Here is a 14,353-nt window from a genome sequence, read left to right as displayed (position 1 = left end):
TGTTCAGGCCTCCAGTGCGGTGAGCAGCTCAGGGCCGAGGATCGTCACATCCCCCGCTCCGAGGGTGAGCACGAGATCGCCGGGGCGCACACGGGCTGCGACATACGGAACCGCTTCGTTGAAGGATTCGACGAAGGTCACGTTCTCGTGAGGGACTCGATCGGCGATCAGCGCACCGGTGACACCGGGAACCGGATCCTCCCGGGCCGGGAACACGTCGAGGACGACGACCTCATCGGCCAGTCCGAGAGCCTCACCGAATTCGGCTCGGAACTCCATCGTGCGTGAGTACAGGTGCGGTTGGAAGATTGCCCAGACCCGGCCCTCTTCGGTGACGACTCCCCGAGCAGCACTGAGCACCGCTCGCAGCTCCGTCGGGTGGTGAGCGTAGTCGTCGATGACACGGACTCCGGCAGCGATTCCGCGTTCTTCGAAACGACGCCGAGTGCCTCCGTAGTTCCCGAGGCCGCTTGCCGCCTTGGCGACATCGGCGCCGAGGCTGTGGGCGACGGCGATCGCGGCCGTCGCGTTGAGTGCATTGTGGGTGCCTGGTTGGCGCAGTGTCACCGGCAGCGGCTCTGCCTGTCCCGGCACGTCGAGAACGAATTCGGAGACCAGTCCCGAACGGAGTTCGCGCAGGCGGATGTCGGCAGATTCGGAGGTTCCGTAGAGGATGACAGAGGTTCCCAGCTCCCGCGCCTGTTCGGCGACAGCGAGCGAACCTGGGTCATCGGCGCAGGCGATGACGGTTCCTCCGTCTGCACCGATGCCCGCGCAGAATTCGACGAACGCCTCCGTCACCTTCTCCGGTGTCCCGTAGTAGTCCAGGTGATCCGCTTCAACGTTGGTGAGGATGCCGATCGTGGGTTCGTAGAGCAGGAACGAACCGTCCGATTCGTCCGCTTCTGCGACGAATACGTCACCGGTGCCCAGATGGGCGTTGGTGCCCGTCGTCGACAGCACTCCCCCGATCACGAATGAGGGATCCAGCCCGCAGGCCTGCAGAGCCACGGTCGTCATGGACGTCGTGGTGGTCTTGCCATGGGTGCCGGCCACGGCCACGGCCCGTTTGTCGGCCATCAGCGATGCCAGCGCACCCGAACGGTGGAGAATCCGCAGGCCCTTGCGTTCGGCTTCGACTAGTTCGGGATTGTCCTTGCGGATCGCTGAGGAGATGACAAGGGTGTCGGCCTCGCCGAGGTTGTCGGCCGAGTGCCCGATCTCGACTCTGGCGCCCAGGGTCCGCAGCACATCGACGACTGCCGATTCCTTCGCGTCCGAGCCCGAAACGGCGACACCGTTCATGACCATGATCCGTGCAATCCCGGACATGCCCGAACCGCCGATTCCAATGAAGTGGACGGCACCCAGTTCTGTGGCCGGGACGATTTCAGCTGTGCTCATGTTCAACCTCTCAGAGCGCGAGTGACGATGGTGGCCATGGTGCTGGCGGCAGTGGTCGGATATTGCAGATCAAGGGCTGCTGCGCTCATGGCGTCCAGGCGCGCGCGGTCGGTCACCAGGGGCAGGATCTTGTCTGTCACGGTCGACGCGTTGAAGTCCGCGTTGTCGACGAGCATAGAGGCTCCGGCTCTGACGCTGCCAGCCGCGTTGAGCCGCTGTTCACCGTTGCCGATGGCCAGCGGAACGTAGAGGGCGGGAACACCGACGACGGTGGCTTCAGACACGGTCGCGGCCCCGGAACGAGCCACGAGCAGGTCCGCGACCGCATAGGCCCTGTGCATTCCGTCGACGTAGTCGACGACGTGGTAATCGGGCAGCTGGGCCGCCGCCTCACGCAGAGCATCATCTTTGCCGGCACCGGTGATGTGCAGCACCTGCACCCCGTTCTCCTGGCACAGCGGTGCTGCGGCGAGGAAGGCGTCGTTGATGCGCTGTGCTCCAGACGATCCGCCGGTCACCACAAGGACTGGTTTGTCGTCGCTGAGGCCGAGGTCCTGTCGCCATGCCTGTCGCTGGGCGGCGTCGCTGCGGTCGAGTGAGGAGATCTCCGTGGGCATCGGCATGCCGACCAACTCGGAGTTGCGCAGCTTCGTATCGGGGAAGGTGACCCCGACCATTCCCGGTTTCGTCAGGACGGCGCCGAGGCGGTTCGCCATTCCGGGCTTCGCGTTGGCTTCGTGGACAAGCAGAGGGATCTTCGCCTGTTTGGCTGCGATGAAGGCCGGTGGGCAGACATATCCGCCGACTCCGACGACGGCCTTGACGTCGCGCTCGGCGATGATCGCTTTGACGTGTGAGATGTTGGCGGCGAATCGTTTCGGGAACTTCAGCGCGGCGGGACTGATCGAACGCGGCATTGGGACCTTATCGATGGTGAGGAGTTCGAAGCCGGCCTTCGGAACGATATCGGCTTCTAGCCCGTCTGCGGTTCCGAGGGCGATTACGTCCCAGTCAGGATGGAGTGCACGCAGCTCTCGACCGATTGCCAACATGGGCGAAATATGGCCGGTGGTGCCTCCACCGGCAAGAAGAATGCTCGTCATCTCACTTCTTTCTCTTTCTGGCCAGTACGGCGAACGAAGATCTCACACGGTCCCTGTGCACCTTGATCGCAGCAGGAGCTCCGTCCTCGGTGCGTGCGAAGGACAGGATCACCCCGACCGCGAGCAGTGACGCGATGATGGAGGAGCCGCCGTAGGACACAAAAGGCAGGGGCAGGCCGATGACCGGCAGAAGTCCGGTCACGACACAGATATTGATGGCTGCTTGGCCGATCAGCCAGGCGAAGAGTCCGGCCGTGGCGATCTGGATGAACCTGGATTTCGAGCGCAGGATCACTCGGACCATTCCGCAGGCAAGAGCCACGAACATCAGGATCACAGCCAAGGACCCGAGCAGCCCGAGTTCCTCGCCGATGATGGCGAAGATGAAGTCGTTATGGGCCTCGGGCAGCCACGACCACTTCTCACGGCTGGCACCGAGGCCCACACCGAGCCAGCCTCCAGAAGCCAAGGAGAACAGGCCATGATTGGACTGCCAAGCCGAGCCGGTGACGTCGGACGCGGTCTGGTCCGCATGGCCGGTGAGCGCTGAGGTGATGCGTGCGAGCCGGTTCTGCGAGCTTAAGACGAAGAATAGCGCGACACCGCCCAGAGAGCCGAAGAGCAGGAGGAAGTACTTCCACGGGAAGAAGCCGATGAACAGACAGACCAGGGCCATGGCCATGAGCACCAGGCCCGTGCCGAGGTCATTGCCGCCGACGACGAGACCCACTGCGAGGATGATGCCTGGGACGACCGGCATCATCGCGTGCCCGAAGGTGGTCATCTTTCCGTATTTGCTGGCCAGCACGGCACCCAGCCAGACGGCCAGCGCAATCTTGAGAAACTCTGAAGGCTGGAGCTGGAACCCTCCGAATTGGATCCAGTTGGCGTTGCCCTTCGTCGACTTGCCGATACCCGGGAGGAACACAGCAGCCTGCATGAAAACGCCGAGCAGCAGCGCGGGCCATGCCAACTTGCGCCACCAATGCAGCGGGAAGAACGAGGCCGCGAGCATAAGGACGATACCCATCGTGACGAAGCCCGCCTGCTTATTGAAGTAGGCAAAAGATGATCCTTCGCCCCCGTCATAGGAGGTGATCGAGGACGCGGAGAGGACCATGACGAGACCAAGTGACGTCAGGGCGAGGACTGAGACCAGAATCAGATAGTAGGTCGTAAGCGGGTAGGCAGAGACGCGAGCGAATTCACGACGCGCCCAGGACAGCGCGGCCCGGGTGCTCCCTGCTCGCGGCTGATCATGAGTGCCGGAGGCTGTTTCCGTGCCGGTGGTCTTCTGCGCACTGGCGGTCTTGTGCGCGCTGCTGGTCTTCTTCGCTGCGGTCCGGTTCTTAACAGCGGCGGTCTTCGAACCGGCTGATTTACCGGCAACAGCCTTCGCCCCGACAAGGTGTGAGGTTGTCGACTTCTTGGCGGTCGGCGACTTCTTCATGGCGGGCGACTTTGCGCTCGGCTTCGCTGTGTTCGGTTTTGTTGCGCTCGGCTTCGCTGTGTTCGGTTTTGTTGCACTCGACTTCGCTGCGGTCGGCTTTGTTGGGTTCGGCTTTGTGGCGGCCTTCTTAGCTGCGGCCATCGTGTCTCCTGCTCGGGCCACAGCCGGCTCGGCCGACCTGCTCGAGCTGGGACGACGGCGTGACTGAGATTTCGCACTTGCCTGCCGACCCATGTCAGTTCCCCAGGTGAGCGTGGACAGCCTGAGTGAAGAGTTCACCCCGAGTGTTGTAATTGAGGAACTGGTCCATGCTTGCTGCTGCGGGTGCCAACAGTACGGTATCTCCGGCCTGGGCAATGCCTGCAGCGGCTTCGACTGCGGCAGCGACCACTGCTTCACCGCGACGGCGAGGGACGCCGGAATCCACTGCGAGTGCAGGTTCTATCCGAATCACTTCGAGATCTGGAACTGTCGCGGCAATGGCTTCGCGGAAGGCAGCGTCGTCTGCCCCGATGAGTACGAGTGCTCGGAGTCGGTGGCCGTGATCGGCGAACAGCGACGTGAAGTCTGCCCCCTTGGGCAGTCCCCCGGCGATCCAGACTATCGAGTCGAAACTGCCGAGTGAGGCGTTTGCCGCGTGCGTGTTCGTCGCCTTCGAATCATCAACCCAGCTGACACCATTGCTTTCAGCTACGGTGACCATGCGGTGAGCACCGAGCGAATGGTTCTTCAGGCCTTGGGAGATCGCTTGACCAGGAACACCGATGCTGCGGGCCAGAGCGGCGGCGGCGAGTGCATTCGAGACTTGGTGGTCCGCCGGTGCACGGCCAGCAACTCCCGTGGCCGCGGCCACGTCGTCGACCGAGGCGAGCTCGGCGGCCGAGGAATAACGCTGCGTAATGAAGGCACGGTCGACCAGCATGTCCTCGACGACACCCAGCTCTCCCGGCCGTGGGATGCCTGTGGTGAAGCCGATGGCCTTGGCGCCCTCGACTACGTCAGCCTCTTCGACCATGTGCAGGGTCACCTCGTCGGCGACGTTGTAGATGCACGCGGTCTTGGCCTGGTGATAGATCTTGGCCTTGTCGGCCTCGTAGGCGTCGGCGCTGCCGTGCCAATCCAGATGATCGGGGGCGATGTTGAGCACAGCGGCGGCATCGGCGCTCAGTGAATACTGCCAGTGCAGCTGGAAGCTCGAGAGTTCGATCGCCAGCACTTCGAGTCCTGGTTCGAGCACGGCTTCGAGGAGCGGTGCACCGATGTTGCCGCAGGCCTTGGCCTTGAGCCCATCGGCCAGGAGCATAGATTCGAGCATCGTCGTGGTCGTCGTCTTGCCATTGGTGCCGGTGATGGCCAGCCATTTGGCATCGTTGGTGCCACGGATCCGCCATGCCAATTCGACCTCGCCGATGACGGGTACGCCAGCCTCGGCGGCAGCCACGAGCAGCGAATGATCGGGACGCCAACCAGGAGACGTGACAACCAGATCGAGCGGCTGCTCGGGCAGGTGCGTGACATGCTCCGCTCCGCGGCGGATGTCGACGTCGAAGACCTCGAGGATCTGAGCCTTCTCGCTGACATCCGCCTGATCATCACCGTCGACGACGATCACGTCGGCACCCCGCTCACCGAGATGAACCGCTGCGGGGAACCCTGTCACACCGAGACCGGTGACCAGGATCGACAGCCCGTCCAAGGACGAGCTCGGACCCACGAGTGCTGCCGGGATCGCCTCGGCGTTGGGATAGTCAGTCACAGGATTCTCAGCCAACGCGAGACACCCATTCGGCGTAGAAGAGACAGATTGCGGCGACGACGAAGAGCGCGGCGATGATCCAGAAGCGCACTACGATCGTGACTTCGGCCCACCCCTTGAGTTCGAAGTGATGTTGGAGCGGAGCCATCCGGAAGACACGTTTGCCGGTGGTCTTGAACGAAATCACTTGGATGATCACGGACAGAGTGATGATGACGAAGAGACCGCCGAGGACGACGAGCAGGAGCTCGGTCCGGGACATGATCGCGAGACCGGCGATTGCGCCGCCGATGGCCAGGGAGCCGGTGTCGCCCATGAAGATCTTCGCGGGCGAGGTGTTGAACCAGAGGAAGCCGAAGCAGGCTGCCGCCATCGCTCCTGCGACCATTGCGAGGTCACGGGGATCGCGCATGTAATAGCAGGCGTTGGTCGCGTCTGTCATCAGGTTGCAGTTCTGGGTCGACTGCCATGTGCCGATGACGACATAGGCGGCGAAGACGACCACAGAAGCACCGGCGGCCAATCCGTCGAGTCCGTCGGTCAGGTTCACCGCGTTGGAGACTGCGGTGACGATGAGGTTGGCCCAGATGACGAACAGGATGAGACCCAGCACTGCGGAGCCGAAGGCCAGGTCGAGGTTGGTGTCACGGATGAAGGACACCTTCGTCGACGCCGGAGTCTCACCGAAGGAGTTCGGGAACTGCAGTGCCAAAACCGCGAAGGAGATCCCGACGAAGCCCTGACCGAGGAGCTTGGGCACCGGTCGCAGGCCGAGGGAACGCTGCTTCCTGATCTTGATGAAGTCGTCGAGGAAGCCGACCACGCCGAGCCCTGCGGCCAGCCAGAGAACGAGGAGACCGGACGCGGTGGGCACGGAACCGGTGAACAGGTGCCCGAGCAGGTAGGCGAGGATGGCAGCACCGATGATGACGACGCCGCCCATGGTCGGTGTGCCGCGCTTCGTGGCGTGAGACGTCGGTCCATCATCACGGACGAACTGGCCGTAGCCTCGTTTGACCAGGACGCGGATGAACAGCGGTGTGCCGACCAGCGACAGGATCAGTGCCAGGCAGGCGGCAAGCAGTACGGCAATCATTGGGCCCCCGAGACACCGGCGATTTCATCTCCGAGATAGCGCAGACCAGCATCTCTGGAGGACTTGAACAAGACGATGTCCCCGGGTGCCAATTCCGCACTCAGCAGGTCCTTCGCTTCGGCTGCGGTCGGAACCCAAGCCGCTTCGTTACCCCATGAACCTTCGAGGTTCGCGGCGTTGAAAATGGGTTTTGCTCCCTCACCGACGACGATGGTGCGAGTGATGTTCAGTCGCACGACGAGTTCGCCGATGTCGGAGTGGGCGGAGATCGATTCGTCGCCGAGCTCCAACATTTCGCCGAGAACGGCGAATGTCCGACGTGGTCGGCTGTCTTCGTCGCCGCGACCCATCGATGCCAGCGTCTTCAGAGAAGCGCGCATCGATTCGGGGTTCGCGTTATAGGCGTCGTTGAGCACGGTCACGCCGGACGGGGAGTCGATGAGCTCCATGCGCCAACGGCTCGCAGCAGAGGAGGTTGAGAGTGTGGTCACGATGGACTTCACTCCCACCCCGCAGGCATGGGCGATGGCTGCGGAGGCGAGGGCATTGCCCACATGGTGTTCGCCGATCAGAGCCAGTCGGACGTCCTGTGGCTCCTCGCCAGGCAAGTCCAGTGAGAAGGCTGCGTGCCCGGAAGCGTCGGTCGTGACTCCGGTTCCGCGAACAACGGAGTCCTCCTCCGCGACCCATTCAGGCAGTGATTCCCGCTGTGAGAACCACAGGGTGTCGACCTCGGGCGAGAGCACCTCGCGCATCCCTGCGACTCGAGAGTCGTCGGCGTTGAGGATCGCGACGGATCCCGCGGTGAGGGATTCGACGAGCTCCGCCTTGGCACGTGCTGTGTTCTCGATCGAGCCGAAGACGCCCGAGTGAGCGGTGCCGACAGCGAGTTCGACAGCAATGTCGGGGCGAACGAGGCTGGTGAGGTAGGCGAGGTTGCCGATGGAACGGGCACCCATCTCCAGGACCAGGAAGCGGGTGGACTCCCCCGCCCGCAGTGCCGTCAAGGGCACTCCGACCTCATTGTTGTATGAGTTGGGCGGCCACACGGTCTCGGCTTCACCGGCGAGCAGATCGGCGGCGAGGTCCTTCACAGTGGTTTTGCCGACCGAACCGGTGATCGCGATGACCGTGATCTCTCCGACCTCACGCAGTGCCTCGATGTTGCACTTGGCCAGCTGGCCAAGTGCTTCGGTGGCATCGGAGACGAGGACGGTCGGCAGGGTCGCATCGTCGAGGGTGGGAACGGATTCGCCGATAATCAGCGCTGCGCCTGCCTCCACGGCTGCTGCTGCGAATTCGATGCCGTCGAAGGACTCACCTCGGCGGGCAACGTAGATATCGCCGGGCCCGACTTCTCTCGAATCGGTTACCACTCCGGCGGACAATTTGGTCTCGGGGTCTACGCCGTACAACTCGCCGGAGACGGCGGTTGCTATTTCGGCTGCACTCAGTCGCTTCATATCAACTGTGAACTTTACCTGTTTGTACACCGTCAAGTCGCGCTCGCAGCGCCGAGCGTGTCCTCGAACGGTCGTCGAAGTCGGTTACTGTCCCACCGGCGGACTGTCCGGTTTCGTGTCCCTTCCCTGCAATCAGCACGGTTGTGGAGGCTCCGGCAGCGGCGATGGCTTCGTCGATGGCGGCGCCTCGTTCGGCCACTTCAATGACTTTCTTCACACGTACGCCTCCGGTTGAGATCTCCGCCTCAATGCCCTCTTTGATGGCGGCTCTGATCGATTCCGGATCCTCGGTGCGCGGATTGTCGTCGGTGAGCACGATTACGTCGGCTCCCCGAGCGGCCGCTTGACCCATTCCGAATCGCTTTCCCCTGTCACGATCGCCGCCGGCGCCGAAGACGATGACGAGTTCATCACTGTCGGCGTGCAGCGACTGCAGTGCCTTCTCGATCGCATCGGGAGTGTGTGAGTAGTCGACGATTGCACGCGGCAGATGCTCGGGATGCGATTGGCCCTCGGCACGTGGGCCGCTGACGTCGATGATCTCCATGCGTCCGGGGACCGAGGCGGTGAAGGTCCGACCGATGGCGTTGAGATCTGTGGCTGAGATTCCAGCTTCCAGCAACATGGCTGCGGCCAGTGCGGTGTTCGTGACGTTGAAATCGCCCGGCAGCGGGGATCGCAGTGCGATCCCGTCATCCTCAGGTCCGTCTTCTCCGGTTCCGCCGAGGTGCAGGATGAAGTCGGATTCTCCTGGAGTGTGCTCGATCCTCCATTCACTGCGATCGTCGCGTCCCAGCGTGCGCACCGGCACCTGTGCCGCCTCCACCATCTTCTCGCCCCACTTGTCTTCCACGACGATGACAGCAGTGTCGGAGAAGGCTCGGGTGAACAGTTCGGCCTTGACTCCGAAGTATTCGTCCATCGAGTTGTGGAAGTCGAGGTGGTCCTGCGAGAGGTTCGTGAAACCTGAGACAACGAAGTGGGCGCCGTCGACCCGATGCTGACTCAGCGCATGTGAGGACACCTCCATCGCGCAGGTATCGACATCAGCGGAGCGCATCTTCGCGAACAGGGCATGCAGCTCAGGGGCTTCCGGAGTCGTGCGCACGCTCGGCTCGGTCACGCCGGCGATCAGCGTCGCCACGGTGCCGATGACACCTGTGCGATGTCCGAGAGCCTCAAGCATTCCGTCCACAAGGTAGGTGGTCGTCGTCTTCCCGTTGGTACCGGTCACACCGATCAGCTGAGGGCTGCCCGAGGTGCCGTACACAGCGGCCGAAACGTAGCCCAGAACTGACCGCGGGTGCTCCACGATCAGCCCGGTCACCTCGGCGAGGGACTGCGGGTCGACGTTTTCGGTGATCATGTCCCAGCCGGTCGCATCGGTGAGGATCGCAGTGATCCCGCGTGCGATGAGGTCGGGGGCGAATTTCGCGCCGTGGACGTTCGCTCCAGGCAGCGCGGCATAGAGCTGTTCCGGCGCTACCGTGCGCGAATCATGGGAGACTCCCCCGACTTCGCGGTCGGGATCTCCGTGGATGGTTCCGGGTGCTGCCGGCAGCAGCTGTGAGATACGCATTATTTCCATTCTCGAGCAGGTAGCTGGGGATCTGCGGTCGACGGTGGGATCTTGAGGTGGCGCATGGTGAAGCCGGCGACGTCGGAGAAGACTGGTGCGGCGGCGCTTCCACCGTAATAGCCGTTTCGGGGCCGCTGCAACGTCACGGAGATCGCGATCTGCGGATCCTCGGCGGGAAGGACACCGACGAACGATGCAGTGTAGCCGTCGTAACCGCCGCCTTCCGCAGCCGGCGCCTGCGCGGTGCCTGTCTTTCCGGCCACCCTGTAGCCGGAGACCTGCGCCGACTTTCCGGTGCCTTCGGCGACGACGCCTTCGAGCATAGACAGGGTCTGGTCAGCGGCTTTCTTGCTGATGACGCGCTGAGGTTCCTCAGCCGGGCTCGGGATCGTCTTGCCTGAGGGTGAGACCGTTCCGTCGATGAGCGTCGAGGGGATGTGGACTCCGCCGTTGGCGATGGTCGCAATGACGTCGGTGGTCTGAAGGGCATTCGCGGCCACGCCCTGACCGAACATCACCGTGTACTTGGTGCGCCCGTCCCACTCCTTGTAGGGATGGAGGATGCCGGCCGTCTCGGCGGGGAAGCCGATGCCCGTGGTCGATCCAAAGCCGAACTTCTTCATGTAGCCGTAGCGCTGCTCTTCGTCGAGCTTGTTTCCGGCCAGAATGGTTCCGGTGTTCGAAGACTGGGCCAGGATCCCCGCGAAGGTGAGCTTCTCATCAGGGTGTGGGTGCGAGTCCCGGAACTCTTCTCCGTTGGGTGCCTTCCATTTGTCCGGAACGGTGAATTCCTGTTCTGGAGTGACGAGTCCCTGATCGAGCAGCGCGGCAGCCGTGACCATCTTGGCGGTCGAGCCGGGCTCGAAGACGTCGGTGAAGATGCGCGATCCGCGGTCGGTGCCGCCGACCTTGCCCGGTGAGTTGGGATCCACGCTGGGTGCGTCTGCGGCGGTGATCACCTTGCCGGTTTTGATGTCCTTGATGACGATCGAGGCCGATTCGGCCTCGTGCTTCTTCCGCTGTTCCTCGGCCGCCTGCTGGGCGTAGTACTGCAGCTCCGGATCGATCGTCGTCTGCAGACCTTCGCCATCGACTGCATTTCGTGTGTTGTTTTCGCCGAGAGGGATGATCTCACCCCGGGCACCACGTTCGTACTGCTGTTGACCGTCGCGTCCGCTCAGCTGCTTGTCGTAGGCCATCTCCAGGCCCGCCTGGGGCTGGCCGTCGGAGCTGAGGAAGCCCACCAGGTTCCCGGCCACGGCGCCTGAGGGGTAGGAACGTACGGCATATTCTTCGGCGGAGATGCCGAGGATGTTCAGTTTCTTCACGGCACGCCAGGTCTCGGAGGTGAGCCCCTTGGCCACAGGGTTCCAGCGTTTGTCACCGACGAGCTTCGGGTACAGCAGCCCCGGGTCGGTGTCGAGCGGTTTGGCCAGGGCTTCTGCAGCTCCCCAGGCACCGACGAGTTTTCCGTCGACTTTGTACTGGGCCACGTTCTGCTGGTCTACGACGACCTGATACCTGGAGACGCTGTCAGCGAGGACCGTGCCGTCCGAGGCCAGGATCTGACCTCGTGCGGCAGGAAGGGTCTTGGTGACGAGACGGTTGGACAGTGCCTTCTCGGCCAGCTTCATCGAATCCATGCCCTGGATCGAGATCAGTCGTCCCGAGGTGACGAGGAGAACGAGGATGGACAGAGCAGCGATCAGTGCCATCCGCATGCGCAGGTTGGGCTTGCCTCGTCCGCCTTTGTTCTTCACCCGAGTGGCTCGTGGGCCCATTGCACTGTCCTTGGTCCTTGCTGGTCGGCGTGCGGCTGTCGGACTCGCCTTATTTCGGAGCGTCCTGAGCCGGTGGCGCGATGTCCTTGCTGGGGCTGCCACCGACTACTGGCAGCTTCTCATCCGATCGTAGATTGGGACGGAGGTCTTCGCGGGTATTGGCACGCGGGCCGGGGACAACTGTCGGCTTCTTTTCTCCGCTGACGTCGATCGGGGGCGCATCGATGATCTTCCCGGTCTTCGCATCGAGGAACTCGGGCGAGGAGTCTCGGACCAGCCCGAGTTCTTCGGCCGCGATCGAGATGTTCTGCGGAGATTCGCGGTACGAATTGTCTTCGACCAGTCGATCCTTCTGCTCGGCCAGCTGTTCCTTCTCGGAGTTCAGCTGGTCGATCTGATACGAGGTGTGGGAGATGAAGATGTTGAGCAGAAGAACTGCGACGAGGGTGGCCACGAGGATCGCCACACACAGCATCGAGAACGGGACCCTGGCTTTCGGCAGCTCGAACTTCAGCAGTTTGAGCCGCGGTGGACCTGGCCTGCTGACGGATTCTTCGAGGCGCCGCGTCCGTTCGGTGACGCGGGGTTGGCGGACGGCCGCTTGAGCGTTCCTCACGATCTTGCCTCCCTGATCTTCTGTACTGCACGCAGTCGCACGCTCTTGGCGCGAGGGTTGTTGTCTGCTTCGTCACTGTCGGCCTGTTCGGCCCCGCGAATGATTTCGGTCAACCACGGCTGGAGCTCCTCAGGAACCACCGGCATGTCCGGCGGCGCCGAGGTGGTGGTTGCGGTGCGGAAGATCTTCTTCACGATCGTGTCCTCGAGGGACTGGTACGACTCGATGACCGCCACTCCCCCGATGTGCAGCGCCTGCAATGCCGCTGGCAGCGCCGTCCGCAGCACACCGAGCTCATCGTTGACCTCGATGCGCAGCGCCTGGAAAGTCCGCTTCGCCGGGTGTGACTTCTTCTTCGTCTGAGGAAGCACCCGCCCCAACATCGCCGCAAGCTGCTGCGAGGTCTCCCACGGGGTTTCCTCACGGTCGGTGACGATGATCTTCGCGATCCGCCCCGCCATCTTCTCTTCGCCGTACTCACGGAGGATGCGACGCAGTTCAGTTTCGGAATAGGTGGCCAGCACCTCGGCGGCGGTGAGGGTCTGGGTTCGATCCATCCTCATGTCCAAGGGTGCGGGCCGGGAGTAGGAGAATCCTCGTTCGTCCTCGTCGAGCTGCAGGGACGATACTCCGAGGTCGAGCAGGACGGCGCTGATGTGATCGACACCGAGGTCGTCAAGGATCTCTGGAATCTCGTCGTCGACGGCATGGACGATGTCGATGCGGTCAGAGTAGGGAGCGAGTCGCTTCGTGGCGATGTCGATGGCTTGGGTGTCGCGATCGACGCCGATGAGGTGGACATCGGGGAAGGCGGTGAGGATTGCTTCCGAGTGCCCGCCCATTCCCAGGGTTCCGTCCACGACGATCGGTGGGTGTCCGTTGTCCCTGGCGGCCTGGACTCCGACCCCGATGAGCTCGACCACGCGCTCCAGGAGCACCGGTACATGCTGATCGTTCATAGGTGAGCCCTTCGTGGGTGGTCGTCGTGGGGGTGAACTGCTGGAGCCAGAACCTTGTCCGCCGTGGCCCTGGCACCGGGGAAGTGTGTCAGGACTGCCGAGCTTCGGAAACGGGGAAGTTCCCCGAAACTCGAACACGGCGGGCAAGGATCAAACCCGAGCAGAATCAGATCACTCCGGGGATCACCTCGTTCTCACGTTCAGCGAATGCCTGCTGAGCGCCGACCAGGTAGTTATCCCATGTCGGCGAATCCCAGATCTCGACGCGGTTGCCCATGCCGATCACTGCAACTTCCCGATCAAGTGATGCGTACTGCCGCAATATGTTCGGGACCGTGATGCGTCCCTGTTTGTCCGGCTGATCCGCAAAAGCCGCCGACAGGAAGACACGCTGGTAATCGCGAGCTTCCTTATTCGTCTTCGGCGCGTTCTGGATTCGCTCGTGCTCGGCTTCGAACTCCGTGGTGGGGAACAGGGTGAGGCAGTTCTCCTGTCCACGGGTCAATACGAGACCGGGCGAAAGCTCCTCCCGGAACTTTGCGGGCAGGATGAGGCGACCTTTGTCGTCGAGCTTCTGCAAATGAGTGCCCAAGAACATGTCGTCTCACCCCTTTCGAAACCCAATTGGCTCCGATATGAACCACAGTACTCCACTTCCCTCCACGTAATCTAGTACTTCACTAGTCCGACACCTATTTGATCTATATAACCCCAGGTCAGATAGGTGGAGGAAAGTGGGGAAAATTTCCGAACGGCGCGTCGAAGATGGTCTGTGAGGCTCGTATTCCGATGCTTCGCAGCCCTGATCGCCCGACCACCGCAGGACCCAACAGGGGTCCAGGTCCCTGATTTCGCGCGGAAAACCGATGTGTGCGGCCACTCGGGGAGGAAAGTGGGGAGGAAAGTGGAGACCGCGGGTGGAGCAAAGTGGGGAGTGAAGTGGGGAGTGCTGCGTGGAAGACGGTGGGGAGCAAAGTGGCGTCGGATGTGGGGGTCGCGTGCACGGCAAGGCCGGCACGTTGCTGCTCGGCCCCTAAGTACCCGGTTCTGAATGCCCGGTTCTGCAGGAGGGGCGCCGGAATCACTCGGCCGCTCGGACGCAGGCGGGGAAGCTGATCGATAACGGCCTAAAAGGTCGGGCGATGC

Annotated in this window: 12 protein-coding genes; 1 reads left to right on the top strand and 11 read right to left on the bottom strand. The window is 62.7% G+C overall.

The features are described from left to right. Nucleotides 1–3 precede the first annotated feature (3 nt). The 3 genes from murC to ftsW are packed head-to-tail and all read right to left on the bottom strand — an operon-like array spanning nt 4 to nt 3,957. Nucleotides 4–1,404, bottom strand: a complete 1,401-nt coding sequence (gene murC, locus INT40_RS00425) for a UDP-N-acetylmuramate--L-alanine ligase (protein WP_193095242.1) — start codon at nt 1,402–1,404, stop codon at nt 4–6. Between the two features lie 2 nt (nt 1,405–1,406). Then, nucleotides 1,407–2,507 (bottom strand): UDP-N-acetylglucosamine--N-acetylmuramyl-(pentapeptide) pyrophosphoryl-undecaprenol N-acetylglucosamine transferase, encoded by a 1,101-nt coding sequence (locus INT40_RS00420; RefSeq protein ID WP_193070406.1) that lies wholly within the window; start codon nt 2,505–2,507, stop codon nt 1,407–1,409. A gap of 1 nt (nt 2,508) precedes the next feature. Next, a complete protein-coding gene (ftsW, locus tag INT40_RS00415) occupies nt 2,509–3,957 on the bottom strand; it encodes a putative lipid II flippase FtsW (RefSeq protein ID WP_226830482.1) in 1,449 nt (482 codons plus the stop codon). On the opposite strand from ftsW, the gene INT40_RS00410 reads away from it, so the two are divergent. Beyond that, nucleotides 3,935–4,165, top strand: coding sequence for a hypothetical protein (locus INT40_RS00410; RefSeq protein ID WP_193095241.1), 231 nt, complete (start codon nt 3,935–3,937; stop codon nt 4,163–4,165). The two genes, ftsW and INT40_RS00410, sit on opposite strands and share 23 nt — an antisense overlap. Nucleotides 4,166–4,192: 27 nt before the next feature. Here INT40_RS00410 and murD read toward each other — a convergent pair whose 3' ends face one another. The 8 genes from murD to mraZ all read right to left on the bottom strand — a co-directional run bounded on the left by murD (nt 4,193) and on the right by mraZ (nt 13,805). Further along, a complete protein-coding gene (gene murD, locus INT40_RS00405; RefSeq protein ID WP_319020807.1) occupies nt 4,193–5,713 on the bottom strand; it encodes a UDP-N-acetylmuramoyl-L-alanine--D-glutamate ligase in 1,521 nt (506 codons plus the stop codon). Between the two features lie 7 nt (nt 5,714–5,720). Beyond that, nucleotides 5,721–6,809: a phospho-N-acetylmuramoyl-pentapeptide-transferase gene (gene mraY / locus INT40_RS00400; RefSeq protein ID WP_101570447.1), complete on the bottom strand. Its 1,089-nt coding sequence runs from the start codon at nt 6,807–6,809 to the stop codon at nt 5,721–5,723. After that, on the bottom strand, nt 6,806–8,272 hold the full coding sequence (locus tag INT40_RS00395; RefSeq protein ID WP_101570448.1) for a UDP-N-acetylmuramoyl-tripeptide--D-alanyl-D-alanine ligase: 1,467 nt from the start codon (nt 8,270–8,272) through the stop codon (nt 6,806–6,808). Before INT40_RS00395 ends, mraY begins: the two co-directional genes overlap by 4 nt. Nucleotide 8,273: 1 nt before the next feature. Continuing rightward, on the bottom strand, nt 8,274–9,851 hold the full coding sequence (locus tag INT40_RS00390; RefSeq protein WP_193095240.1) for a UDP-N-acetylmuramoyl-L-alanyl-D-glutamate--2,6-diaminopimelate ligase: 1,578 nt from the start codon (nt 9,849–9,851) through the stop codon (nt 8,274–8,276). Then, entirely contained in the window at nt 9,851–11,632 is a 1,782-nt protein-coding gene (locus tag INT40_RS00385) for a peptidoglycan D,D-transpeptidase FtsI family protein (protein ID WP_193095239.1), read from the bottom strand. The genes INT40_RS00390 and INT40_RS00385 overlap by 1 nt, the downstream gene beginning before the upstream one ends. Nucleotides 11,633–11,681: 49 nt before the next feature. Continuing rightward, complete coding sequence (locus INT40_RS00380) at nt 11,682–12,248, bottom strand: hypothetical protein (RefSeq protein ID WP_101570451.1); 567 nt, start codon at nt 12,246–12,248, stop codon at nt 11,682–11,684. After that, nucleotides 12,245–13,207: a 16S rRNA (cytosine(1402)-N(4))-methyltransferase RsmH gene (gene rsmH, locus INT40_RS00375; RefSeq protein ID WP_101570452.1), complete on the bottom strand. Its 963-nt coding sequence runs from the start codon at nt 13,205–13,207 to the stop codon at nt 12,245–12,247. Before rsmH ends, INT40_RS00380 begins: the two co-directional genes overlap by 4 nt. A 166-nt stretch (nt 13,208–13,373) precedes the next feature. Next, nucleotides 13,374–13,805 (bottom strand): division/cell wall cluster transcriptional repressor MraZ, encoded by a 432-nt coding sequence (gene mraZ, locus INT40_RS00370; protein ID WP_009883133.1) that lies wholly within the window; start codon nt 13,803–13,805, stop codon nt 13,374–13,376. Nucleotides 13,806–14,353 lie beyond the last annotated feature (548 nt).

Source organism: Brevibacterium sp. FME17 (genome assembly GCF_014897515.1).
In the GTDB taxonomy this organism is placed as follows: Bacteria; Actinomycetota; Actinomycetes; order Actinomycetales; family Brevibacteriaceae; genus Brevibacterium.
The sequence above is the reverse complement of the archived record's forward strand: the minus strand, read 5'-3'. Positions and strand labels throughout refer to the sequence as shown.

Bases quoted from the DNA above. Each gene is read 5' to 3' on its own strand.
- murC (WP_193095242.1), bottom strand. From the start codon at position 1,404: ATGAGCACAGCTGAAATCGTCCCGGCCACAGAACTGGGTGCCGTCCAC.
- INT40_RS00420 (WP_193070406.1), bottom strand. From the start codon at position 2,507: ATGACGAGCATTCTTCTTGCCGGTGGAGGCACCACCGGCCATATTTCG.
- ftsW (WP_226830482.1), bottom strand. From the start codon at position 3,957: ATGAAGAAGTCGCCGACCGCCAAGAAGTCGACAACCTCACACCTTGTC.
- mraY (WP_101570447.1), bottom strand. From the start codon at position 6,809: ATGATTGCCGTACTGCTTGCCGCCTGCCTGGCACTGATCCTGTCGCTG.
- INT40_RS00395 (WP_101570448.1), bottom strand. From the start codon at position 8,272: ATGAAGCGACTGAGTGCAGCCGAAATAGCAACCGCCGTCTCCGGCGAG.
- INT40_RS00390 (WP_193095240.1), bottom strand. From the start codon at position 9,851: ATGCGTATCTCACAGCTGCTGCCGGCAGCACCCGGAACCATCCACGGA.
- INT40_RS00385 (WP_193095239.1), bottom strand. From the start codon at position 11,632: ATGGGCCCACGAGCCACTCGGGTGAAGAACAAAGGCGGACGAGGCAAG.
- rsmH (WP_101570452.1), bottom strand. From the start codon at position 13,207: ATGAACGATCAGCATGTACCGGTGCTCCTGGAGCGCGTGGTCGAGCTC.
- mraZ (WP_009883133.1), bottom strand. From the start codon at position 13,805: ATGTTCTTGGGCACTCATTTGCAGAAGCTCGACGACAAAGGTCGCCTC.